The sequence below is a fragment of the Bradyrhizobium sp. CCGUVB14 genome (assembly GCF_024199935.1).
In the GTDB taxonomy this organism is placed as follows: domain Bacteria; phylum Pseudomonadota; class Alphaproteobacteria; order Rhizobiales; family Xanthobacteraceae; genus Bradyrhizobium.
The window spans coordinates 42,787-67,560 of record NZ_JANADS010000001.1; the positions used below are offsets into that span (position 1 = coordinate 42,787).

Genomic DNA, 24,774 nt, shown 5'->3' on the forward strand with positions numbered 1-24,774 from the left:
ATATGACTGGACTCAAACCTTCTTCCGCATCCAAGGCGACCGGCATCGAGGCGCGCTGTGCCGCCACCGGCATGCGCATGACCGAGCAGCGCCGCGTCATCGCGCGCGTGCTTGCTGAAGCGGTCGATCACCCCGATGTCGAGGAATTGTATCGGCGCTGTGTCGCGGTCGACGACAAGATCTCGATCTCGACCGTCTATCGCACCGTCAAATTGTTCGAGGATGCCGGCATCATCGAGCGTCACGATTTCCGCGAGGGCCGCGCGCGCTACGAGACGATGCGCGACAGCCATCACGACCACCTCATCAATCTGCGCGACGGCAAGGTGATCGAGTTCACCTCCGAGGAGATCGAGAAGCTTCAGGCGGAGATCGCCCGCAAGCTCGGCTACAAGCTGGTCGATCACCGGCTCGAGCTCTATTGCGTTCCGCTCGACGACGACAAGCCGACGTCTTAAGTCTCGTGGCGATAGACCTCATCATCTTCGATTGCGACGGCGTGCTCGTGGACAGCGAGGTAATCTCCTGTCGCGCGCATGCGAATGTGCTGACCCGGCACGGCTATCCGATCACGGCGGAGCAAGTGTCCGCGCGCTTCCTCGGCCGCGCCACGAAACAGGCCAATCTCGAGATCGAGACCGAGCTCGGCCGCAAGCTGCCCGAGGCCTATCACGACGAGCTGCAGGACGAGCTGTTTCGCGCATTCGAAGCCGACCTCGAAGCGATCCGCGGCATCCACGACGTGCTCGACGTCGTGACGCAACGTGTCTGCGTTGCCTCGAGCGGCACGCATCCGCGCATGCAAGTGAGCCTCGGAAGCACGGGGCTCTATGAACGCCTCGCGCCGAACATCTTCTCGTCCTCGCAAGTGACAAACGGCAAGCCCGCACCGGACCTGTTCCTGTTTGCTGCGAAGGAAATGGGCGTGCCGCCCGAGCGCTGTGTCGTGATCGAGGACAGCCTTGCCGGCATCGCCGGCGCGCGCGCGGCCGGAATGAAAGTATTCGGCTTTTACGGTGGTAGCCATTGCGGGGCCGGCCATGCCGAGACCCTGCGCCAGGCCGGTGCCGACCTGACCTTCTCGGACATGCATCAATTGCCTGAGCTGGTCCGGCGGGTCGCAGCCGACGCCCTGACGGGCTGAATCCGGCACCAAACCTCTCGATTCCGCCCTTTGCGGCTGCCTCGCCCCCAGGAACGCTGCTTTTCGGCCCCCAATCGCTGGATTTTCAGCCCCTCAGCCTATATTTGAGGGCCGTCCTCCACCTCAATTCCGGGTTCCATGACGCCGCCGCGCAAGCTGCACATCAAATCATATGGTTGCCAGATGAACGTCTACGATGCCCAGCGCATGGTGGACACGCTGGCTCCGGAAGGATTCGTGGAGACGGCCAACGCCGAGGACGCCGACCTCGTCATCCTCAACACCTGCCACATCCGCGAGAAGGCCTCCGAAAAGGTCTATTCCGAGCTCGGCCGGTTGCGCGTCGCCAAGGACGAGGCCGCGCGCGAGGGCCGCGCCATGCAGATCGCGGTGGCAGGCTGCGTCGCGCAGGCTGAAGGCGAGGAGATCGTGCGTCGCGCGCCCACGGTCGACGTCGTGGTCGGTCCGCAGAGCTATCATCATTTGCCCGAGCTGTTGAAGCGCGCCGGTCATGAAGGCCGCGCGATCGAGACCGAGTTTCCGGCGGCCGACAAATTCGGCTTCCTCGCCCAGCCCAGGCCCGATGCGATTCGCGCACGCGGCATTTCCGCTTTCGTCACGGTGCAGGAAGGCTGCGACAAGTTTTGCACGTTCTGTGTCGTGCCCTACACGCGGGGCTCGGAAGTCTCGCGCCCCGTGACGAAGATCGTCGACGACGTGAAGCGCCTCGCCGACAACGGCGTGCGCGAGCTCACGCTGATCGGCCAGAACGTCAACGCCTATCACGGCGACGGACCGGACGGGAAAAGCTGGGGACTCGGCCGATTGCTGGAGCGCCTGGCGCAGATTCCCGGCGTCGCGCGGTTGCGCTACTCGACCAGCCACCCCCGCGACGTCGACGACGGCCTGATTGCGGCCCATCGCGATCTCGATGCGCTGATGCCGTTCGTGCACCTGCCGGTGCAGTCGGGCTCGGACCGGATCCTGGCCGCCATGAACCGGAAACATACCGCCGATGATTATCGGCGAGTCATCGACCGTTTCCGGTCGGCGCGCCAAGACATTGCTTTTTCATCAGATTTTATCGTCGGCTTCCCCGGCGAGAGCGAGCAAGATTTTCTCGCCACACTCGCGCTTGTCACGCAAATCGGCTACGCTGCAGCATATTCGTTCAAATACTCCGCCCGGCCGGGAACGCCGGCCGCGGATATGCAGGAGACGGTGTCCCCCGCCGAGATGGACCAGCGATTGGAGCGGCTCCAGGAATTGATCGACAGCCAGCAATCGGCCTTCAACAAGGCTGCGATTGGCTCAACGGTCGACGTGCTGTTCGAACGTCCGGCGCGCAAGGACGGCCAGATCGTCGGCCGCACCGCCTTCCTTCAGCCTGCTCATGTAATGGCCTCGCCCGACATCATCGGACAGATCCTTCCGGTGCGGATCGACAGCCTCGAGCGCTACAGTTTCCTCGGTGAGCTCGCGACGCCACGCAGTGCGCGCGAGCCCGCTTTATCATCCATCGCCACCGGAGCCTGAACCCTTGCCCAAAAGCGCATCGGATTCGTCTTCTATCGCTCCCAGCCGCAAATTTGACCGCGACATGCAAGTTCCGCCCGAGACCCAGGTCGTCATAGACTTCGACGACAACCGCGCCGCATCCGCGCTGGTCGGCCCCTATGGCCAGAACCTGGCGCAGATCGAACGGCGGCTCGGCGTCGTGGTGGACTCCAAGGGCAATCACATCACCATCGGCGGCACCCGCGACGGCTGCGACGCGGCGCGTCGCGTGCTGGAGACGCTCTACGCGCACGCCGTGAAGGGACAGGATGTCGACCAGGGCGAGGTCGAAGGCGCGATCCGCGCCGTCATCGCCCAGGGCTCCCTGTTCGAGTTCGACGCCAAGTCGGCGAAGTCGGCCTTCGACAGCATCAATCTGCGCAAACGCCCGGTGCGCGCACGCACGGCCGCGCAGGACTCCTACATCCGCGCGCTGAAGCGCCATGAGCTCGTGTTCGGCATCGGCCCCGCCGGCACCGGCAAGACCTGGCTCGCGGTCGCCCATGCCGCGCAATTGTTCGAGCGCAAGGAGGTCGACAAGATCATCCTGTCGCGTCCGGCGGTCGAAGCCGGCGAGCGGCTCGGCTTCCTGCCCGGCGACCTCCGCGAGAAGGTCGATCCCTATCTGCGCCCGATCTACGACGCGCTTTATGACCTGATGGATGCGCGCATCGTCGAGCGCGCACTGCAGACCGGCGAGATCGAGATCGCGCCGCTCGCCTTCATGCGCGGCCGCACGCTGACCAACGCCGCGATCATCCTCGACGAGGCGCAGAACACGACGTCGATGCAGATGAAGATGTTCCTGACCCGTCTTGGCGAGAACAGCCGCATGATCGTGACAGGCGATCCCTCGCAGATCGATTTGCCGAACGGCCAGACCTCGGGTCTGGCCGAGGCGACGCGCCTGCTCGATGGCGTCGAAGGCATTGCGCAAGTTCATTTCAAAGCCGAGGACGTGATCCGCCACGAGCTCGTGGCGCGGATCGTCTCTGCCTATGAAGGGCAGCCGCAGCGGCCGGCCGCCGGTAAATCCTGACGGGACAACAGCCGGACCCGACGGGCGCGGACGAAGCGCCCTTTCGTTCCGAACAAAGACAATGTCACATCCCAATCTTCCCATGACCGAGGTCCTCGTCGTCGCCGATTGCTGGCAAAGCGAGCCTGACGCCGAAGCCGTGATCCAGCGCGCCGTTGCGGCCGCCGCCGAATCCGTCGACGAAGACGTTGCCGACGCGGAAGTGGCTGTGATGCTGACCGATGATGCCGGCATCCGCACGCTGAACAGCAACTGGCGCGGCATGGACAAGCCGACCAACGTGCTGTCATTCCCCGCGCTCCAGCCGGAGGGCGAATGGAAGCCGGGCGATGCGCCGCGCATGCTCGGCGACATCGCGATCGCCTACGAGACCATGCGGCGCGAGGCGGACGAGGAACACAAGCCGTTCGATCATCATTTGAGCCATCTCGCGGTGCATGGTTTCCTGCATCTGATCGGCTACGATCACGAGAACGACGACGACGCTGAAGAGATGGAAGCGCTCGAAACCGAGATCCTGGCTCACCTCGGCATCCCCGATCCCTATGCAGACCGCGCGGGGACGCACTGAGATGCCGGATTCAGAGCCTACTCACGACAATCCGCGCAACACGGCCAATCTGCCGGCCGTGGTCGCGCCCGGCGAGGTGCTGCGTCCGACGGCGGACGGCTGGCTGCTGCGCGCCATCCGCACGCTGTTCGGCTGGAAGGCCGGATCGGTGCGCGACGATCTCCAGGTCGTGCTCGATGCGACCACGCCCGACGACACCGGCTTCTCCGCGGTCGAGCGCACCATGCTGCGCAACATCCTCGGCCTGCACGAGCGCCGCATCGCCGACGTCATGGTGCATCGTGCCGACATCATCGCGGTGAAGCGCGACATCCCGCTCGGCGAATTGATGGACCGCTTCGAGAGCGCCGGCCACTCGCGCCTCGTGGTCTACAACGAGACGCTCGACGACCCCGTCGGCATCGTCCACATCCGCGACCTGCTCGCCTTCATGACCGTGCGTGCGCGGGTGTCGGAGGCCACCAAGACCAAGCGCAAGAAGCCGCTGCCGGCCGGGCTCGATTTGCGCGCCGTCGATCTCGCACTGCCCCTGCACGACGCGCGCATCATCCGCAAGCTGCTCTATGTGCCGCCGTCGATGCGGGCGATCGACCTGCTCGCGCAGATGCAGGCGACGCGCGTTCACCTGGCGCTGGTCGTCGACGAATATGGCGGCAGCGACGGGCTGGTGTCGCTCGAGGACATCGTCGAGCAGATCGTCGGCGAAATCGACGACGAGCATGACAGCGACGAGCCGCCGTCGATCGTGCGGCTGCCCGACAACGCCTTCATCGCCGATGCCCGCGCCAGCCTCGACGACGTGCGCACCGTGATCGGCGAGGACTTCGTCACCGGCGAGGCCGGCGAGGAAGTCGAGACGCTCGGCGGCTACCTCGTCAGCTTCGTCGGGCGCCTGCCGGTGCGCGGCGAGGTGATCTCGGGCCCGGGCCATTACGAGGTCGAGGTGCTCGATGCCGATCCGCGCCGCGTCAAGCGGCTGCGCATCTCGACGCGGAAGGAACGCCCCGCGCCCCGCACCCAGCGCGAGAGCCGCCGCCGCGAGGCCGCGCCCGAGAGCGGCCAGCCGCCGGCCAGCGACACGCCGACCCCGCCGCCAGCCGACGGGACCGGCCCGCAGTGACGGCATTCCAACGACTTCGACAGATTGCGCTTGCCATCATCCTGACCTGGGGATGGAAGCGCGCGCTGTTGGCCATGGCGTGCGGTGCGCTGTCGGTGCTGGCGCTGGCCCCGTTCAATTTCTTTCCGGTGCTGTTCATCACCTTTCCCGTGATGGTCTGGCTGATCGATGGCGCCGGGGCCGGGCGATATGGCGGCGTCCCCGCTGCCGCGCTGACCGGCTACTGGTTCGGGCTCGGCTATTTCGTCCCCGGCCTCTACTGGATCGGCATCGCCTTCTTCGTCGACGCCGATGTGTTCGCCTGGCTGACGCCGTTCGCCGTGCTGGGCCTGCCGGCCTATCTCTCCATTTTCACCGCGATCGGCTTCGCGCTGGCGCGCCTGCTCTGGACCAAGGATGCCACCCGCATTCTCGCGCTCGCGGCAAGCCTCACCGTCGGCGAATGGTTGCGCGGGCACGTGCTCACGGGCTTCCCCTGGAACGCGTTCGGTTATGCGCTGTCGGAGCCGCTGGCGCTGGCGCAGACCGCCTCGCTGATCGGCCAGTGGGGCATGACGTTCCTCACGGTTGCGATCTTCGCGAGCCCTGCGGTGCTGATCGACCGCACACGCGATCGTCGCCTCGCCTGGCGCGTGCCGGCGGCGGCCGTTGCGCTGCTGGTCGTGATGGGAATCTTCGGCACCATCCGCATGGCGCTGCATCCGACCACGATGGTTGCGGGTACCAAATTGCGCCTGATGCAGCCGAACCTGCAGCAGGACCTGAAGTTCAACTACTCCGCCAAGGCGGAGGTCATGAAGAAATATCTCGCGCTGTCGGACCGCGCCTCCGGACCGCAATCAACCGGCGTGAGCGCGGCCACGATTCTGATCTGGCCGGAATCCGCCTTTCCGTTCTTCCTGACCCGCGAAGCCGACGCGATGGCTGAGATCGCCGAGCTGCTGCCCAAGGGCACGGTGCTGATCACCGGATCGGTTCGCGCCCCCGATGTGCCGCCGGGCACGCCGATCACGCGGGCCTACAATTCGATCTACGTGATCGATCACGACGGCAGCGTGCTCGCGGTCTACGACAAGCTGCACCTCGTTCCGTTCGGCGAATTCCTTCCCTACCAGGGTTTGATGGAGAAGCTCGGCTTCGAGCAACTGACGCGGATGCGCGGCGGCTTCATTCCCGGCACGGTGCGCCACGTGCTGCCGATACCGGGGGCACCCTCCGCGCTGCCGTCGATCTGCTACGAGGCGATTTTTCCCGGCGAGGTCGGCACGCGCGACGAGCGCCCGGGCTGGATGGTGAACCTCACCAACGACGGCTGGTTCGGCATCTCGACCGGTCCGTACCAACATCTGGAGCAGGCGCGGATGCGCGCCATCGAGCTCGGACTGCCGCTGGTCCGCTCCGCCAATACCGGCATCTCGGCCGTGGTCGATCCGGTGGGACGCACGGTGGCCAGCCTCGGTCTCGGCATCGAAGGCATTTTGGATGCAAGCCTGCCGACCGCAATCCCGCCCACCATCTATGCGAGAGTCGGTGACATCCCCGCAGCCATGCTCGTCGCGCTGGCTGTGATTTTGGCGGTGCGACGGCGTGTTGCCAAACGGCACCCCTGATCGCGCGGTCGCTAGCGGTTTCCGGCGAGGCGGCCGGAAACTTTTGACAACCGCAGTCCCACGGTTGACAGACTGCACGCGGGCTCCCCATTCTGCACCGGCTGCACAAGACAGCGGTGCATTGCTAAATTTCTCCGCAATGTTTCCCCAATCAGGGTGAAGTTTTGACGTCGCTGTCACCTGAGGCAATACAATCATTGCGCCGACGGTGGTGTTTGGAGGGCTGAGGAAATGTCGAAAGCGCCCAACCCTGTTGACAAATATGTCGGCAGTCGCGTGCGCATGCGCCGCATCATGTTGGGCATGAGTCAGGAAAAGCTCGGTGAAGCTTTGGGCCTGACTTTCCAGCAGATTCAGAAGTACGAGAAGGGCACGAACCGCGTCGGCGCAAGCCGAATCCAGCAGATCGCCGAGATTCTGCAGGTGCCGGTGTCGTTCCTGTTCGAGGGCGGACCGAGCGGCGTCGCCGGCCCCGACGGCTTCGCGGAAGGTGCATCGCCCTCTTATGTCTCCGACTTCCTCGCGACCTCCGAAGGTCTCGCGCTGACCAAGGCGTTCACCCGAATCACCGATTCGAAGCTGCGCCGTTCGATCGTCGATCTCGTCGAGCAGATCGCCGCCCGCGAAGGTCCGGACAAGCGCTAAGGCGCCAACTCATTCCGATTTGAGACTGCGCCAAATCTGGCCTATGTCGTCATTTGCGGGTGCGCCTTGTGTTGCCTCCGCCAAGATGATGCGATTCGAAGGCACAGATACGTTCATGGCGAACTCCAACTCGTTCGATTCCCAAACTATTCTCGCAGGTATCCGCCGCTGGGTGGAGATCGAGACGCCGACGGAAGTGCCTGACCAGGTCAACCGGCTGGTCTCCGTGGTTGCCGATCATTACCGCGACCTGCCCGTCACGCTCGAACGCGTCGCCGGCGTCGATGGCTGCGGCGATCATCTCGTGGTGCGTTCGACCTGGGGCCAGGACCGGCCCGGTATCCTGGTGCTCAGCCATCTCGATACCGTTCATCCCATGGGCTTCATCGAACGTCTGCCGTTCAAGGTCGACGGCGACAGCGCGTTCGGTCCCGGCATCTACGACATGAAGGGCGGCGCCTACATCGCCTATCACGCCTTTCGCGAGCTTTGCGCAAAGCCCGACCGTCCGCCGCTCGGCATCACCCACATGTTCACCGCCGACGAGGAGATCGGCAGCCCGACCTCGCGCGCGCTCATCGAGGCCGAAGGGCGCAAGGCCAAATACGTGCTGGTGACGGAGCCGGCGCGCGACGGCGGCAAGATCGTCACCGGACGCAAGGGCGTCGGGCGATTCAAGGTTTACATCAAGGGAGTGCCCGCCCATGCCGGCTCGCGGCCCGAAGACGGCCGCAGCGCGGTGCGCGAGCTCGCCAACGTCATCCAGACGCTGGAAGCGATGAACGATCTGAAGCGCGGCGTCACCGTCAATGTCGGCGTGGTGCGCGGCGGCACGCGGCCCAACGTCACGCCGGAAGAGGCCTATGCCGAAGTCGATCTGCGCGTGCCGAGCTCCAACGATGCCGACGAATTCGTCGGCAAGATCCTCGGACTGACATCGAAGACCGACGGCGTGACCGTCACCGTCACCGGCGAGCTCAACCGTCCTCCTTACGAGAAGGGCAATGCGGGCGCCTCACTGTACGAGCACGCCAGGACGCTCGCCGCGGAGCTCGGCTTCGAGCTGATCGACACCCACACCGGCGGCGGTTCGGACGGCAATTTCACCGCGCCGCATACCGGCACGCTCGACGGGCTCGGCGTCGACGGCAAGGGCGCGCACACCCATTATGAGCAGCTCTACGTCTCCTCGCTCGAGCCGCGCGCGCGGCTGCTGCATCGCCTGTACCAGACACTGCGATGAGCGAACGCAAATCAGACCCCGATCGCGCGAACGACGAGCGCGCATTCTTCGGACGGCGCAAGGGCCACAAGCTCAGGCAGCACCAGGCCGAGCTGGTCGATCATCTGCTGCCGCACCTTTCGCTCGACATCACGACGGAGAGGCCGGCGAACGCCGCCGAGATCTTCGATCCCGCGGCCGAAGATTTACGGCTCGAGATCGGCTTCGGCGGCGGCGAACATCTCGCCGCGGAAGCGCAGAACTTCGCGACGACCGGCTTCATCGGCTGCGAGCCCTATGTCAACGGCATGGCCAAGATCCTCGCGCAGATCGAGGCCGCCAACATCGCCAACATCCGCCTGTTCGCCGGCGATGCCGCCGAGCTGCTGGCCTGGCTGCCGGACGCCTCGCTGTCGCGGATCGATCTGATCCACCCCGATCCCTGGCCGAAGCGGCGGCACTGGAAGCGGCGCTTCGTTCAGGACCGCACGATCGTCGCAATGGCACGCGTGCTGAAGTCGGGCGGTGAATTCCGTTTCGTTTGCGACATCGACGATTACTGCGCCTGGACGCTGTCGCATCTTGCGCGCGCGCCGGACTTTCAGTGGCTTGCGGAACGCGCCGATGATTTCCGTCAGCCCTGGGAAGGCTACACCATGACGCGCTACGGCAGGAAGGCCGCGCGCGAGGGACGCAAGGCTGCGTATTTGCGATTTCGCAGAAGCTAGATCGTTCGGCGGTTGCGCCAGAAATTCACGACGCGCTCGGCGGTCGCCGGCATCAGGCGGGTGAAATTCGTGCGCGCCTGCTCGAGATCGGCATCGGCCGGCATGCGATGCGGCCCGTACCACATCAGGATCAGCGCGCGCACCGTGGGCCAGCCGAGATTCAGGACACGGCCGAGGATCAGGATCGGATCGTAGCGGTCGCCCGCGATCAGGCGATCGAGCATCGAAAGCCTGACGCCGGCCATCGCCGAGAGCGTGGCGACCGATTCCTCGTATTTGTGCGCCTTGGCAAAACCGAGCAGCGCGCTTTCGCCGAGATGGCCGCCGCGATGCAGGCCAAGCACCGTGCGTTGCGCGGCGGAGAAATCGCGCCGCGGGCCGGGTGGCAGCGCGGCTTCCTCGATCGAAGCCATGGCGCGCTTGATCTCGACTTGGCGCGCCGGATTGACCACGCTGGACAGGCGACGACGAATGACGTCGAGCGTGCCGTCGAGGAGTTCCTTGAGATGCTCGCCGGAGAGATCTTCGCGCTGGCCGATCTTGAGCGTCAGCACGCCATCCTGGCTCGCGCGCTTGATCAATTCCGAATAGCCGCCGGGGGAGAAGATCGCGCCGGCGTTGCCGGCGGCACGACGCACCACGTCGCGATCGCCGCGCTCGACCAGCACGTCGGTGATCTCGGCGGACAGGGTCGGCCGCTCCGTCATCGCCAGGAGATGGCCCTGGCCCTTGAGCCGGGCGATCTCGACGAGCGCGGCTTCATCGAGCACCGGAGACCGGCGCAGCACCGGGGCCGCCACCAGGATTTCATTTTCACGCGCGAGCTGGCCGACCAGATGACGCGGCGCGTTGTCCAGCCGCGAGAAGCGCTCGGCGAGATCGACGCGCGAGGCGAGCTCCGCATGCGGGACGAGATCGATCAGGAGATTGTCGAAGAGATCGATGAGCTCGGGACGGAGTCTCGAGGCGTCCTGAAAGAACAGCGCGGCGATGGCGTTTGCGATCTCGCCACGACGCCGGGGATCGCCGCGTTTGACGATATCGTCCAGTCCGGGAATGAGCGACGTGGCAACGGTCATGAAACGCAACTCGAAATCTGGCACGCCGTGGGCGCGCCATAGGCTCAAGCCGCCCCACAACCGGGAAATTTAGGCCCGCTTCATGAAAGAAGCGTTGCTCTTTGGGGCGCCTGTCGGCGCTCCCAGGGGGGCCCGCCGGGACGCAAAAAGCCCGCATCCGGCTGCGATGGGCCTTGTCCGGGCAGGCGGAACGGGCTATATGAGCGCCAATTCATCTTCTCATACGATCCGCGTAGTGAGAGTGGGCCCGAAAGGACCCGCTCTTTTTTATTACCTGAACGCGGCTTGGCGGAAGATGCGGCCCGACGGAGTGTCGGGAAAGTTCCGAAGCGGGCTTTGACGTTTTAACCAAGCCTTAACCATCGAGACTATCGAGCGCCTTGACCCCTGCTATGACCGAACCGAACACTGGTTCCACCGATGCCGAGTTGCTTGCCGAGCCGAGGCTCGTGGTCGAGCCGGGCGCGGCGGCGCGGGTGTCTGCGGTCGCCGCTCCCGTGCTCGAGGGCATGGGTTATCGCCTGGTGCGGATCCGCATTTCCGGCGAAGCCGGCTGCACCGTGCAGATCATGGCCGAGCGGCCGGACGGCTCGATGCAGCTCGAGGATTGCGAGGCGATCTCGCGCGCCCTGTCGCCGGTGCTTGACGTCGCCGACCCCATCGATCGCGCCTATCGGCTGGAAATCTCCTCGCCGGGGATCGACCGTCCGCTGGTGCGCCGCTCCGATTTCGAGCGCTATTCCGGCCATCTGGTGAAGATCGACATGGCGGTCGCCCATGAGGGGCGCAAGCGGTTCCGTGGCACCCTCGGTGCCGTCGAAGGCGACCGCGTGCACCTGCATCGCGACGACGCCAAGGCAAGCGACGATGCCGACGTGCTCCTGACGATGGAAGATATCGGCGAGGCACGGTTGGTGCTGACCGATGAGCTGATCGCTGAATCCATGCGCCGCGGCAAGGCCGAGGAGCGCCAGATGCGCAGGGATCTCGGCATTGAGCCGCCGCAGCCGGCGCACGCGAAAATCAGCGAAAAAACCACCAAGAACACCAAGCCGCAAAAGCAAAAGAAGCCGGCCCCGACCAATACCAAGAAACATCGCCTTGCCGCCGAACGCGCGCGACGCGGCGAGATCGAGCCTGACGAAGGAGATTAGCCATGGCAGTCAGCGCCAATCGACTTGAATTGCTCCAGATCGCCGACGCCGTCGCCCGCGAGAAATCGATCGACCGCGGCATCGTCATCGCGGCGATGGAAGATGCCATCGCCAAGGCTGCGCGGGCCCGTTACGGCAGCGAGACTGACGTTCACGCCGAGATCGACCCGAAGAAGGGCGAGCTGCGGCTGTCGCGCCACATGCTGGTGGTCGACAAGGTCGAAAATCATTCCAACCAGATTTCGCTGGTCGACGCACAGCGCGCCAATCCCGGCGCCCAGGTCGGCGACACCATTGCCGACACCCTGCCGCCGCTCGAATACGGCCGCATCGCCGCGCAGTCGGCCAAGCAGGTGATCGTGCAGAAGGTGCGCGAGGCCGAGCGTGACCGGCAGTATCAGGAATTCAAGGACCGCATCGGCGACATCGTCAACGGCGTCGTCAAGCGCGTCGAATATGGCAGCGTGATCGTCGATCTCGGCCGCGGCGAAGCCATCATCCGCCGCGACGAGATGCTGCCGCGCGAAGTGTTCCGCAACGGCGACCGCGTCCGCGCCTACATCTTCGACGTCCGCCGCGAGACCCGCGGTCCGCAGATCTTCCTGTCCCGCACCCATCCGCAGTTCATGGCGAAGCTGTTCGCGCAGGAAGTGCCGGAGATCTATGACGGCATCGTCGAGATCAAGGCGGTTGCCCGCGATCCGGGCTCGCGCGCGAAAATCGGCGTGATTTCCCGCGATTCCTCGGTCGATCCGGTCGGCGCCTGCGTCGGTATGCGCGGCTCGCGCGTGCAGGCCGTCGTGAACGAACTGCAGGGCGAGAAGATCGACATCATTCCCTGGTCGCCCGACATCGCGACCTTCGTGGTCAACGCGCTGGCGCCGGCCGAAGTCTCCAAGGTCGTCATCGACGAGGACCGCGAGCGCATCGAGGTCGTGGTGCCCGACACCAACAACCAGCTTTCGCTGGCGATCGGCCGCCGCGGCCAGAACGTCCGTCTCGCCTCGCAGCTCACCGGTTGGGACATCGACATCCTGACCGAGCAGGAGGAATCGGAGCGCCGCCAGGCCGACTTCGAGAACTCCACCCGCGTCTTCATGGAATCGCTCAATGTCGACGAGGTGGTTGGCCAGCTGCTCGCCTCCGAAGGCTTCACCTCGGTCGAGGAACTCGCGATGGTGGACCTCAAGGAGCTCGCCGGGATCGAGGGTTTCGACGAGGAGACCGCACAGGAACTCCAGAACCGCGCCCGCGAATATCTCGATCAGCAGGAAGCCGAGATCGAGGCCCGCCGCAAGGAACTCGGCGTCGAGGACGCCGTGAAGGACGTGCCCGGCGTCACCTCGAAGATGCTGGTGAAGTTCGGCGAGAACGACATCAAGACGGTCGAGGACCTCGCGGGCTGCGCCACCGACGATCTGGTCGGCTGGACCGAGCGCAAGGAAGGCGGCGAGCAGACCAAGTTCGCCGGCGCGCTCGACGGCCTCGGCATCTCGCGCGACGATGCGGAAGCCATGATCATGCAGGCCCGCGTCAAGGCCGGCTGGATCACCGAGGCTGACCTCGCCAAGCCGGCCGAAGAGGCCGACGCGACCGAAGATCAGCCGGCTTAAGGGCAAAGGAGAATGTCGCCCGGATGCTTGCCAGCACTGACACCGACCTTGACCATGGACCGCGGGCCGAAAGGTCCGCGACCATGCGCATGTGCGCTGTCAGCCGCGAGATCCGGCCGATCGACGAGCTGATCCGCTTCGTCGTATCGCCGCAAGGCGACATAGTTCCCGATCTCAAGCGCAAACTGCCCGGACGGGGCATGTGGGTCACGGCATCGCGACGGGTGGTTGCGGAAGCCGTCCGTCGTCACCAATTTACCAAAGCCTTCAAGCGCGACCTGCGCATTCCCCCGACGCTTCCCGACGACATCGATGCGCTCCTGGTTCGGAGCGTGACCGAGGCCCTTGGGATTGCCGCCAAGGCGGGCCAGATCGTTGCCGGCTTCGGCAAGGTCGAGAGCGCCCTGCGGGAAGGTACGGTCGAGGTCCTGATCCACGCCAGCGACGGGGCCGCGGACGGAATCCGCAAATTGGACATGCTGGCGCGTCAAAATGCCGGAAATCGCGGTGCCGAGCCGCAGATTCCCGTCGTTACGGCCCTGAAATCGATAGAATTGGATTTGGCACTTACCCGGTCAAATGTGATACATGCTGCCCTGCTCGCGGGCCCGGCGAGCAAGTCATTCCTGTCACGTAGCCAGATGCTGGTCCGATACCGGATGGCGGACGCTGACAAGACTGCCGAAAAGCCCGGCCAGGATTTCTGAAGATAACGACGACCCGATAAGACGGTGCGGCAACGCACAACACTGATAAATCAGGATTAGGACTGCTGAATGGTTGATACCAAGACCCCTGACGACAAGAAGCTGAGCGTTCCGAGCAAGACGCTATCGCTCAAGCCGCGCGTCGAAACGGGCACTGTGCGCCAGAGCTTCAGCCATGGCCGCAGCAAGCAGGTCGTGGTCGAGAAGCGTGGCAAGCGCCGTATCGACGGCACCCCTGAGCCACAGGCACCGACGGTTGTTGCAAAGCCGGCGCCCGCTGCCCCTGCGCCCGCCCCGTCGCGCCCGGCGCCGCCGCGCAACGCCGGCTCCGGCGTCGTGCTGCGCACGCTGACCGAGGATGAACGTTCCGCTCGCGCCAGCGCGCTCGCGGACGCCAAGGTGCGCGAAGTCGAAGAGCGCCGCCAGGCCGAGGAAGAGGCCCAGCGCCGCTCGGTTCGCGAGGCCGCCGAACGTGCCGAGCGCGAAGCCGCCGAATCCCGCCGCAAGGCCGAGGAGGAGCGTCACCGTCACGAGGACGAAGCCAAGCGCAAAGCCGAGACCGAAGCCAAGAAGCGCTTTGGCGAAGGCGAGCAGCCGGCTGCCGCGCGTCCCGCTGCAGCGGCCGCCCCGGCGACCAGCGCTCCGCGCCCCGCGCCGACCACGGCGCGGCCTGCGGCAACGACGACCGCCCGTCCGGCAACTACCGCGCCGCGGCAGGGTGTCCCAGCGGCTCGTGCGCCCGGCGTCGCAGCCGGCCCCGACGAAGATGACGGTCCGCGCCAGATCCGTCGCGGTCCCGGCGGCGCCGCGCGTCCTGTGGTCGCGCCCAAGCCGACCCATAAGCCTGGCCCGCAGAAGGAGCGCGGCCGACTGACCGTCGTCACCGCGCTCAATGCCGACGAGGTGCGCGAGCGCTCGATCGCCTCGTTCCGCCGACGCACCCAGCGCCTGAAGGGCCACGTCTCGAACGAGCCGAAGGAAAAGCTGATCCGCGAGGTGATCATTCCGGAAGCGATCACCATTCAGGAACTCGCCAACCGCATGGCCGAGCGCGCGGTCGACGTCATCCGCATGCTGATGAAGCAGGGCGCGATGCACAAGATCACCGACGTGATCGATGCCGACACCGCGCAGCTGATCGCCGAAGAGCTCGGCCACACCGTCAAGCGCGTTGCCGCGTCCGACGTTGAAGAAGGCCTGTTCGACGCCGTCGACGATTCCACCGACACCGAGACCCGCTCTCCGGTCGTCACCGTCATGGGCCACGTCGACCACGGCAAGACCTCGCTGCTCGACGCGCTCCGCCATGCCAACGTGGTGTCCGGCGAAGCCGGCGGCATCACCCAGCATATCGGCGCCTATCAGGTCGTCTCGCCCGAGAGCGGCAAGAAGATCACCTTCATCGACACGCCCGGCCACGCCGCGTTCACCGCGATGCGCGCCCGCGGCGCCAAGGTCACCGACATCGTCGTGCTGGTGGTCGCGGCCGATGACGGCGTGATGCCGCAGACGATCGAAGCCATCAACCACGCCAAGGCGGCGCGGGTGCCGATCATCGTTGCCATCAACAAGATCGACAAGCCCGATGCCAAGCCCGAGCGCGTGCGCACCGAGCTGCTCCAGCACGAGGTGCAGGTGGAATCGTTCGGCGGCGATGTCGTCGACGTCGAAGTATCCGCCAAGAACAAGACCAATCTCGACAAGCTGCTCGAGATGATCGCGCTCCAGGCCGAAATCCTCGACCTCAAGACCAATTCGGAGCGTCCGGCCGAAGGCACCGTGATCGAAGCCAAGCTCGATCGCGGCCGTGGCCCGGTCGCGACCGTGCTGGTCCAGCGCGGCACGCTGCGTGTCGGTGACATCATCGTCGCCGGCGCCGAAATGGGCCGTGTCCGCGCGCTGATCTCCGATCAGGGCGAGACGGTGCAGGAAGCCGGTCCCTCAGTGCCGGTCGAAGTGCTCGGCTTCAACGGTCCGCCGGAAGCCGGCGATCGTCTCGCGGTGGTCGAGAACGAAGCCCGCGCCCGTCAGGTCACCAGCTACCGAGCGCACCAGAAGCGCGAGAACGCGGCTGCCTCGATCTCCGGCATGCGCGGCTCGCTCGAGCAGATGATGTCGCAGTTGAAGACGGCGGGCCGCAAGGAATTCCCGCTGATCGTCAAGGCCGACGTGCAGGGCTCGCTGGAAGCGATCCTCGGCTCGCTCGAGAAGCTCGGCACCGACGAAGTCGCCGCCCGCATCCTGCATGCCGGCGTCGGCGGCATCTCGGAATCCGACGTGACGCTCGCAGAAGGCTTCAACGCCGCGATCATCGGCTTCTCGGTCCGTGCGAACAAGGAAGCCGCCGCGGCAGCCAAGCGCAACGGCATCGAGATCCGCTACTACAACATCATCTACGACCTCGTGGACGACGTGAAGAAGGCGATGAGCGGTCTGCTCGCGCCGACCTTGCGCGAAACCATGCTGGGCAACGCCGAGATCCTGGAGATCTTCAACATCTCCAAGGTCGGCAAGGTTGCCGGCTGCCGCGTCACCGACGGCACCGTGGAACGCGGCGCCAATGTGCGCCTGATCCGCGACAACGTCGTCGTGCACGAAGGCAAGCTGTCGACGCTGAAGCGCTTCAAGGACGAAGTGAAGGAAGTCCAGTCCGGTCAGGAATGCGGCATGGCCTTCGAGAACTATCACGACATGCGTGCCGGTGACGTGATCGAGTGTTATCGCGTGGAGACGATCCAGCGCTCCCTGTAAGTCCAAATCTTACCGAAGCGCCCGGATCTTTTTGAACTGAAATAGCGGGAGTGAGATGGCCGGATTTTTTCCGGCCATCCACGCCCCATTCGTTCCAGCAGGACAAATGACAATGCTCGTGTCCCATACGCGGGCACGACGAGGTGATTTTCGACTATGCCGCGCCATCATCAGAAGAAAAGTTCCGCGCCCGGCGGCTCGCAGCGTCAGCTGCGCGTCGGCGAGCAGGTTCGCCACGCGATAGCCGAGATTCTGGCGCAAGGCAGCGTGCATGATGCGGACCTCGAAGGTCACATCATCACCGTGCCGGAGGTGCGGATGTCGCCCGACCTGAAGCTCGCGACAATCTACGTGATGCCGCTTGGTGGCCGCGATACCGAGCTCGTCATCACTGCGCTCGATCGCAACAAGAAATTCCTGCGCGGCGAAGTCGCGCGGCGCGTTAACCTGAAATTTGCACCTGATATTCGTTTCCGCGTCGACGAACGATTCGACGAAGCGGAACGGATCGAGAAGCTTTTGCGAACGCCTGCGGTGCAAAAGGATTTGGAACAGGATCCGGATTCGGATCGGGAAGAAGAGCAATGATGATGGACCCGGCTCACGGCACGATCGGCAGCGACGAGGCCGATACCCGCGACATGCAGCAAAATAATTTTGCAGATGTCGGCGGCAATGCTCAGCCGCATCAGGAGGCGCGTCGGGTCAACAACGATCCGCGCGCGGGCAAGCAGAAGGGCAATCAGCCGCGCCGCGACCGGCGCGACGTGCACGGCTGGGTCGTGCTCGACAAGCCGATCGGGATGACCTCGACGCAGGCCGTTGCCGTGCTCAAGCGTCTGTTCAACGCCAAGCGTGCGGGCCACGCCGGCACGCTCGACCCGCTCGCCTCTGGCGGCCTGCCGATTGCGCTCGGCGAAGCCACCAAGACGGTTCCCTTCGTCATGGACGGCCGCAAGCGCTACCGCTTCACGGTGTGCTGGGGCGCGGAGCGCGACACCGACGACATCGAAGGCCAGGTCACTGCGACCTCGGACCAGCGCCCGACCCGCGAGGCCATCGAAGCCCTGCTGCCCCGTTTCACCGGGGTGATCGAGCAGGTTCCGCCGCGCTATTCGGCGATCAAGGTCCAGGGCGAGCGGGCCTATGACCTCGCACGCGACGGCGAGGTCGTGGAGCTGGCGCCCCGCCCGGTCGAGATTCATCATTTAACCCTTGTAGATCAACCAGATAACGACCGAGCCGTGTTCGAGGCCGAATGCGGCAAGGGAACCTATGTCAGGGCATTGGCCCGCGATATGGGCCGGATTCTCGGCACTTTCGGCCATATCTGCGCGCTGCGGCGGACCCTGGTCGGCCCATTTGGCGAAAATGACATGATTCCGCTGGATCAGCTGGAGGCTTTGTGCGATAGAGCCGCGTCCGGTGAGGGAAGCCTCGCCGACGCGCTGATGCCCGTTGAGACCGCGCTGGACGACATCCCGGCACTGGCCGTCACTCGGGCTGATGCGGCAAGGCTCCACCGGGGCCAGGCCGTTTTGTTGCGCGGACGGGATGCGCCCACAAGTAGCGGCACAGTCTATGTCACGGTAGCAGGCCGTCTTTTGGCGCTTGCTGAAGTCGGCAACGGCGAAATCATCCCCAAGCGTGTGTTCAACCTGACCGGCTTGACTGCCTCAACCGGTCGCAACGAGAGAAATTGACGATGTCGATTGCCGCAGAACGTAAAGCGGAAGTCATCAAGACGAATGCCACCAAAGCCGGCGACACCGGCTCGCCGGAGGTTCAGGTCGCGATCCTGTCGGAACGCATCAACAACCTGACCAACCATTTCAAGACCCACGTGAAGGACAACCATTCGCGTCGTGGCCTCTTGAAGCTGGTCTCGACCCGCCGCTCGCTCCTCGACTACCTCAAGAAGCGGGACGAAGCGCGGTACAAGGCGCTGCTCGAGAAGCACAACATTCGTCGTTAAGAGCTCTTGCGCGCGCCACCGGCGCGCGTTTTTGCGCGTGAGTTCGAGCCAAAGCGTTTGCTTTTAGGTTTTTGATCGAGGCTCACGCGTGCGTCCGGTGCGGGCCAATGATGCTTCGCATCCGGGGCACGATCAGCGAAGACCGCGGTTCGGTGTTCGCGTTCGTGCTGACTGACAGTCCAGCAGCAATCCGGCGGCTGGGCGCAACGGGCAAGGTGCCCGTATGACCCCGAAAGGATGGACGCCATCCGACATCCAAAAACCATGGCAGGATCGCAGGACGCTGATCGCCCGCTCCGATCAGCGTCCTGCAATCTTGACATGGTTTTTGTTTTTCGAGCCGTCCCTTCTTTCGAGAACCCATGAAAGAAGACCTCTATGTTCAATAAGCATTCAGTCGAGATCGACTGGGGCGGACGCCCTCTCAAGCTCGAAACCGGCAAGATCGCTCGCCAGGCCGACGGCGCCGTCATCGCCACCTATGGCGAGACCGTGGTGCTCGCCACCGTCGTCGCCGCGAAGTCGCCGCGTGAAGGCGTCGACTTCCTGCCGCTGACCGTCGACTACCAGGAAAAGACCTACGCAGCCGGCCGCATTCCCGGCGGCTATTTCAAGCGCGAGGGCCGTCCCACCGAGAAGGAGACGCTGGTCTCCCGCCTGATCGACCGTCCGATCCGTCCGCTGTTCGTCGACGGCTGGCGCAACGAGACCCAGGTGATCGCCACCGTGCTGTCGCACGACATGGAGAACGATCCTGATATCGTCGCACTGGTGGCCTCCTCGGCTGCGCTGACCCTGTCCGGCGCGCCCTTCAAGGGCCCGATCGGTGCCGCCCGCGTCGGCTTCGCCAATGACGAGTTCATCCTCAACCCGACGCTCGACGAGATGGTCGACACCCAGCTCGACCTGGTCGTCGCCGGCACCGCCGACGCCGTCCTGATGGTGGAATCGGAAGCCAAGGAGCTGAACGAAGACATCATGCTCGGCGCCGTGATGTTCGGTCACCGCCACTTCCAGCCGGTCATCAACGCGATCATCGAGCTCGCCGAGAAGGCCGCCAAGGAGCCGCGCGAAGTCACCGTCATCGACAATGCCGCGCTCGAGAAGGAAATGCTCGGCCTCGTCGAGCAGGAGCTGCGCTCCGCCTACGCCATTCCGGTCAAGCAGGATCGCTACGCCGCGGTCGGCAAGGTCAAGGAAAAGGTGATCGCCCACTATTTCCCCGAAGGGCAGGAGCCGAAATACGACAAGCTGCGCATCAGCGCGGTGTTCAAGGAGCTCGAGGCGAAGATCGTTCGCTGGAACATCCTCGACACCGGCAAGCGCATCGACGGCCGTGACAGCAAGACCGTTCGCAACATCGTCGCCGAAGTCGGCGTGCTGCCCCGCGCTCACGGTTCGGCGCTGTTCACCCGCGGCGAGACCCAGGCGATGGTCGTGACCACGCTCGGCACCGGCGAGGACGAGCAGTACATCGACGCGCTGTCGGGAACGTACAAAGAGACGTTCCTGCTGCACTACAACTTCCCTCCCTACTCGGTCGGTGAGACCGGTCGCCTCGGCGGCACCAAGCGCCGCGAGATCGGCCACGGCAAGCTTGCCTGGCGCGCGATCCATCCGGTGCTGCCGCCGCATCACGAGTTCCCCTACACCACGCGCGTGGTGTCGGAGATCACCGAATCGAACGGTTCGTCCTCGATGGCTTCGGTCTGCGGCGCTTCGCTCGCGCTGATGGATGCCGGCGTGCCGTTGAAGCGGCCGACCGCGGGCATCGCGATGGGCCTGATCCTCGAAGACAAGCGCTTCGCGGTTCTCTCGGACATCCTCGGTGACGAAGACCATCTCGGCGACATGGACTTCAAGGTCGCCGGCACGGAAGCGGGCATCACCTCGCTCCAGATGGACATCAAGATCGAGGGCATCACCGAAGAGATCATGAAGGTCGCCCTGGCCCAGGCCAAGGACGGACGCATCCACATCCTCGGCGAGATGGCCAAGGCGCTGACCAACGCCCGCGCCGAGCTCGGCGAATACGCGCCGCGCATCGAGACCTTCAAGATCGCCACCGACAAGATCCGCGAAGTGATCGGCACCGGCGGCAAGGTGATCCGCGAGATCGTCGAGAAGACCGGCGCCAAGGTCAACATCGAGGACGACGGCACCGTGAAGGTCGCCTCCTCCGACGGCGAGGCGATGAAGGCCGCGATCAAGTGGATCAAGTCGATCGCGTCCGATCCGGAAGTCGGCCAGATCTATGACGGCACCGTCGTCAAGGTGATGGAGTTCGGCGCCTTCGTGAACTTCTTCGGTTCGAAGGACGGCCTGGTTCACATCAGCCAGCTCGCCTCGGCCCGCGTGCAGAAGACCTCCGACGTCGTCAAGGAAGGCGACAAGGTCAAGGTCAAGCTGCTCGGCTTCGACGATCGCGGCAAGACCCGCCTGTCGATGAAGGTCGTCGACCAGACCACCGGCGAAGACCTCGAAGGCAAGGACAAGGGCGGCGAGGGCGAGAAGGCCCCGCGCGAAGCGGCCGGCGAGTAATCGCTCCGCGACCCCAAAACACGAAGGGCGGCCTCGCGGCCGCCCTTTTTGTTTGTGTTCAAATCTGTCCGCTTGGCTCTTCACCTCTCCCCAGCGGGGAGAGGTGTTAAACCTCAGGCCGTGAGGTCGAACCGGTCGAGGTTCATCACCTTGGTCCAGGCCTTGGCAAAGTCCTGCACGAACTGCTGCTTGGAATCCGACGAGGCATAGACCTCGGCGAAGGCGCGGAGCTGCGAGTGCGAGCCGAAGATCAGATCGGCGCGCGTGCCGGTCCACTTCACCGCATTGGTCTTGCGGTCACGGGCCTCGTAGGAACCGTCGGCAACCGGCGTCCACTGCGCGCTCATGTCGAGCAGGTTGACGAAGTAGTCGTTGGACAGCGTGCCCACCTTGGCGGTGAAGACGCCGGCCTTCGAACCGTTCGCATTGGCACCGAGCACGCGCAGGCCGCCGACGAGCACCGTCAATTCGGGGCCCGAGAGCTTCAGAAGCTGCGCGCGATCGACGAGCGCCTCTTCCTGCTTCAGGAACTGATGCTTCTTGCTGACATAGTTGCGGAAGCCATCGGCCCGCGGCTCCAGCGGTGCGAAGGAGGCGGCATCGGTCTGCTCCTGCGAAGCATCCATGCGGCCCGGCGTGAAGCCAACCTTCACATCGACGCCGGCATCCTTCGCAGCCTTCTCGACCGCGGCAGAACCGCCGAGGACGATCAGGTCGGCGAGCGAGACCTTCTTCGCGCCCGCGTTGAAGTCCTTCTGGATCGCTTCGAGCTTGCCGAGCACCTTGGAGAGCTGGGCCGGCTGGTTCACTTCCCAGTCCTTCTGCGGAGCAAGACGGATGCGCGCACCGTTGGCGCCGCCGCGCTTGTCCGAGCCGCGGAACGTCGAGGCCGACGCCCAGGCGGTCGAGACCAGCTCCGACACCGAGAGGCCCGAAGCCAGGATCTTGGTCTTCAGCGCAGCGATGTCCTGATCGCTGACGACCTCGTGGTTCAACGCCGGAATCGGATCCTGCCAGATCAGCGTCTCCTTCGGCACCAGCGGGCCGAGGTAACGCACGATCGGACCCATGTCGCGGTGCGTGAGCTTGAACCAGGCGCGGGCGAAGGCGTCCGCGAACTGATCGGGGTTTTGGAGGAAGCGGCGCGAGATCTTCTCATAGGCCGGATCCATGCGCAGCGACAGGTCGGTCGTCAGCATCGTCGGGCGATGCTTCTTCGACTTGTCGAACGGATCCGGAATGATCGCGTCGGCACCCTTGGCGGTCCACTGGTTCGCACCGCCCGGGCTCTTCGTCAGCTCCCATTCGTAGTTGAACAGGTTCTCGAAGAAATTGTTGCTCCACTTCGTCGGCGTCGTCGTCCAGGTCACCTCGAGACCGCTGGTGATGGAATCACCGGCCAGACCCGACGCGTGCTTGCTCTTCCAGCCGAGGCCCTGATCTTCCAGCGCGCCCGCTTCCGGCTCCGGACCGACCAGCGACGGATCGCCCGCGCCGTGGGTCTTGCCGAAGGAGTGGCCGCCCGCGATCAGCGCGACGGTCTCTTCGTCGTTCATCGCCATGCGGAAGAAGGTCTCGCGGATGTCCTTGGCCGCGGCGACCGGATCCGGCTTGCCGTTCGGACCTTCCGGGTTGACGTAGATGAGGCCCATCTGCACGGCGCCAAGCGGCTCGGCGAGCTGGCGTTCGCCGCTGTAGCGCTCATCGCCCAGCCACGTGCCTTCGGGACCCCAATAGAGCTCTTCCGGCTCCCAAACGTCGGCGCGACCACCGGCGAAACCGAAGGTCTTGAAGCCCATCGACTCCAGCGCGACGTTGCCGGCGAGCACCATCAGATCGGCCCAGGAAATCTTGCGGCCGTATTTCTGCTTGATCGGCCAGAGCAGCCGGCGCGCCTTGTCGAGGTTGGCGTTGTCGGGCCAGCTGTTGAGCGGAGCGAAACGCTGCTGACCGGCACCGGCGCCGCCACGACCGTCGGTGATGCGGTAGGTGCCCGCGCTGTGCCAGGCCATGCGGATCATGAGGCCGCCATAGTGACCGAAGTCGGCCGGCCACCATTCCTGCGAATCCGTCATCAGGGCGGTCAGGTCCTTGATGACCGCGTTCAGGTCGAGCGTCTTGAATTCCTTGGCATAGTCGAACGCCTCGCCCATCGGATCGGACAGGCCTGAATTCTTGTGCAGCATGTCGATGCTGAGATTGGTGGGCCACCAGTCGCGGTTCACCGGCGTGGGTTTTCCGCCCGAAAACGGGCACTTCGATGAGTCGTCCATGAATACCTCCTCTGGTGGCGTCGAACTCGCGCCTTTGACCAGGTAGAACCACTCTAAGCGTCGCCTTCGATCAGGGGAAGTTGACTTTAATGATCGCTGCGATAGGTTTTTCTGATGATCAATCTGACGCTGCGCCAGCTGCGATATTTCGACGCGCTGGCGCGTCATGGCCATTTCGGCCGCGCCGCGGAGGCCTGTTCCATCTCGCAGCCCGCGCTGTCGATGCAGATCAAGGAACTGGAGGAGGCGCTCGGCGGGCTGCTGCTGGAGCGCAGTGCGCGTCAGGTCGCGCTGACCCGGTTCGGCGAGGAACTCGCGCAGCGCGTCCGCGACATCCTGCGCTCGGTCGATGAGCTCGGCGATTTCGCCCGCGCCTCGCAGGACCGTTTTGCCGGCCGTCTGCGCATCGGCATGATCCCGACGATCGCGCCTTATCTCTTGCCCAAGATCACCAAGAACCTCACGCGCATGCATCCGGAGCTCGACATCCGCGTGCGCGAGACGATGACGCCGCGGCTGATCCAGGAACTGGTCGAAGGCCGGCTCGACACCGCCATCGTCGCGCTGCCGGTCTCCGAACCCTCGCTCACCGAGGTCGCCCTGTTCGAGGAAAAATTCCTGCTGGTACGTCCGGGCACGGATGCGGGCACCCCAGCGCCGTCGCGCGAGATGATGCGGGAGATGCGGCTGCTGCTGTTAGAGGAGGGCCATTGTTTCCGCGACCAGGCCCTATCGTTCTGCAACATGCAATCAGCGCCGCCGCGCGAGATGCTTGATGCGAATTCGCTGTCGACATTGGTCCAGATGGTCAGCGCCGGCATCGGCGTGACCCTGATCCCGGAGATGGCGGTGTCGGTGGAAACGCGATCGGCCTCGGTCTCGCTGTCGCGATTCCGCGACCCCGAGCCCTCGCGCACCATCGGCATGGTCTGGCGCAAGACCAGCCCGCTGGCGCGGCAGCTGCTCCAGATCTCCGAGGTGGTGTGCCTGTCGGCCGGCAAGGCGCGCCCGCGGCAGGCCACGCGCAACCAGAGGGCTTGAGGCA

21 protein-coding genes are annotated in these 24,774 nt (G+C 64.9%); 19 read left to right on the forward strand and 2 right to left on the reverse strand.

The annotated features are described in order from the left end of the window. The first annotated feature begins 2 nt into the window (after positions 1–2). The 10 genes from NLM32_RS00180 to trmB all read left to right on the forward strand — a co-directional run bounded on the left by NLM32_RS00180 (position 3) and on the right by trmB (position 9,636). Complete coding sequence (locus NLM32_RS00180) at positions 3–458, forward strand: Fur family transcriptional regulator (RefSeq protein WP_057746941.1); 456 nt, start codon at positions 3–5, stop codon at positions 456–458. Positions 459–463: 5 nt separating this feature from the next. Further along, the gene (locus NLM32_RS00185; protein ID WP_254127128.1) at positions 464–1,144 is read left to right on the forward strand and encodes an HAD family hydrolase; all 681 of its coding nucleotides are present in this window, start codon (positions 464–466) and stop codon (positions 1,142–1,144) included. Positions 1,145–1,282: 138 nt separating this feature from the next. Further along, a complete protein-coding gene (gene miaB, locus NLM32_RS00190; RefSeq protein ID WP_254127129.1) occupies positions 1,283–2,680 on the forward strand; it encodes a tRNA (N6-isopentenyl adenosine(37)-C2)-methylthiotransferase MiaB in 1,398 nt (465 codons plus the stop codon). Between the two features lie 64 nt (positions 2,681–2,744). Next, on the forward strand, positions 2,745–3,740 hold the full coding sequence (locus NLM32_RS00195; protein ID WP_254127130.1) for a PhoH family protein: 996 nt from the start codon (positions 2,745–2,747) through the stop codon (positions 3,738–3,740). An 82-nt stretch (positions 3,741–3,822) separates the two neighbouring features. Continuing rightward, positions 3,823–4,311, forward strand: coding sequence for an rRNA maturation RNase YbeY (gene ybeY / locus NLM32_RS00200; protein WP_254127131.1), 489 nt, complete (start codon positions 3,823–3,825; stop codon positions 4,309–4,311). A gap of 1 nt (position 4,312) precedes the next feature. After that, positions 4,313–5,431: a hemolysin family protein gene (locus NLM32_RS00205; protein ID WP_254127132.1), complete on the forward strand. Its 1,119-nt coding sequence runs from the start codon at positions 4,313–4,315 to the stop codon at positions 5,429–5,431. Further along, positions 5,428–7,041 carry an apolipoprotein N-acyltransferase gene (gene lnt / locus NLM32_RS00210; protein ID WP_254127133.1) on the forward strand — a complete coding sequence of 538 codons (1,614 nt, stop codon included), beginning with the start codon at positions 5,428–5,430 and terminating at the stop codon, positions 7,039–7,041. Before NLM32_RS00205 ends, lnt begins: the two co-directional genes overlap by 4 nt. A 231-nt stretch (positions 7,042–7,272) precedes the next feature. Beyond that, the gene (locus NLM32_RS00215; protein WP_057746952.1) at positions 7,273–7,686 is read left to right on the forward strand and encodes a helix-turn-helix domain-containing protein; all 414 of its coding nucleotides are present in this window, start codon (positions 7,273–7,275) and stop codon (positions 7,684–7,686) included. Between the two features lie 85 nt (positions 7,687–7,771). Then, entirely contained in the window at positions 7,772–8,929 is a 1,158-nt protein-coding gene (locus NLM32_RS00220) for a M20 family metallopeptidase (protein ID WP_254127141.1), read from the forward strand. Next, the gene (gene trmB, locus NLM32_RS00225; RefSeq protein ID WP_254127143.1) at positions 8,926–9,636 is read left to right on the forward strand and encodes a tRNA (guanosine(46)-N7)-methyltransferase TrmB; all 711 of its coding nucleotides are present in this window, start codon (positions 8,926–8,928) and stop codon (positions 9,634–9,636) included. The genes NLM32_RS00220 and trmB overlap by 4 nt, the downstream gene beginning before the upstream one ends. Here the strand turns inward: trmB and NLM32_RS00230 are convergent. Next, complete coding sequence (locus tag NLM32_RS00230) at positions 9,633–10,715, reverse strand: DUF2336 domain-containing protein (protein WP_254127145.1); 1,083 nt, start codon at positions 10,713–10,715, stop codon at positions 9,633–9,635. The two genes, trmB and NLM32_RS00230, sit on opposite strands and share 4 nt — an antisense overlap. Positions 10,716–11,107: 392 nt before the next feature. Between NLM32_RS00230 and rimP the strand changes: the two genes are divergently transcribed. The 8 genes from rimP (at position 11,108) to pnp (ending at position 21,456) form a co-directional block, all read left to right on the forward strand. Further along, positions 11,108–11,869 carry a ribosome maturation factor RimP gene (gene rimP / locus NLM32_RS00235; protein ID WP_254127147.1) on the forward strand — a complete coding sequence of 254 codons (762 nt, stop codon included), beginning with the start codon at positions 11,108–11,110 and terminating at the stop codon, positions 11,867–11,869. Between the two features lie 2 nt (positions 11,870–11,871). Next, a complete protein-coding gene (gene nusA, locus NLM32_RS00240) occupies positions 11,872–13,482 on the forward strand; it encodes a transcription termination factor NusA (protein ID WP_254127149.1) in 1,611 nt (536 codons plus the stop codon). A 23-nt stretch (positions 13,483–13,505) separates the two neighbouring features. Beyond that, complete coding sequence (locus NLM32_RS00245; protein WP_254127151.1) at positions 13,506–14,189, forward strand: RNA-binding protein; 684 nt, start codon at positions 13,506–13,508, stop codon at positions 14,187–14,189. A 69-nt stretch (positions 14,190–14,258) separates the two neighbouring features. Further along, positions 14,259–16,940 (forward strand): translation initiation factor IF-2, encoded by a 2,682-nt coding sequence (gene infB, locus NLM32_RS00250; protein WP_254127153.1) that lies wholly within the window; start codon positions 14,259–14,261, stop codon positions 16,938–16,940. 156 nt (positions 16,941–17,096) lie between these two features. Further along, positions 17,097–17,528: a 30S ribosome-binding factor RbfA gene (rbfA, locus tag NLM32_RS00255; RefSeq protein ID WP_212328080.1), complete on the forward strand. Its 432-nt coding sequence runs from the start codon at positions 17,097–17,099 to the stop codon at positions 17,526–17,528. Beyond that, on the forward strand, positions 17,525–18,643 hold the full coding sequence (gene truB, locus NLM32_RS00260; protein ID WP_254127155.1) for a tRNA pseudouridine(55) synthase TruB: 1,119 nt from the start codon (positions 17,525–17,527) through the stop codon (positions 18,641–18,643). Before rbfA ends, truB begins: the two co-directional genes overlap by 4 nt. Before the next feature lie 2 nt (positions 18,644–18,645). Beyond that, positions 18,646–18,915: a 30S ribosomal protein S15 gene (rpsO, locus tag NLM32_RS00265; RefSeq protein ID WP_018644188.1), complete on the forward strand. Its 270-nt coding sequence runs from the start codon at positions 18,646–18,648 to the stop codon at positions 18,913–18,915. Between the two features lie 378 nt (positions 18,916–19,293). Beyond that, the gene (gene pnp, locus NLM32_RS00270; RefSeq protein ID WP_254127157.1) at positions 19,294–21,456 is read left to right on the forward strand and encodes a polyribonucleotide nucleotidyltransferase; all 2,163 of its coding nucleotides are present in this window, start codon (positions 19,294–19,296) and stop codon (positions 21,454–21,456) included. Positions 21,457–21,569: 113 nt separating this feature from the next. On the opposite strand, the gene katG is transcribed toward pnp, so the two are convergent. Next, positions 21,570–23,729: a catalase/peroxidase HPI gene (gene katG / locus NLM32_RS00275; protein ID WP_254127159.1), complete on the reverse strand. Its 2,160-nt coding sequence runs from the start codon at positions 23,727–23,729 to the stop codon at positions 21,570–21,572. 114 nt (positions 23,730–23,843) lie between these two features. On the opposite strand from katG, the gene NLM32_RS00280 reads away from it, so the two are divergent. Then, entirely contained in the window at positions 23,844–24,770 is a 927-nt protein-coding gene (locus NLM32_RS00280) for a hydrogen peroxide-inducible genes activator (RefSeq protein WP_254127161.1), read from the forward strand. Positions 24,771–24,774: the final 4 nt, after the last annotated feature.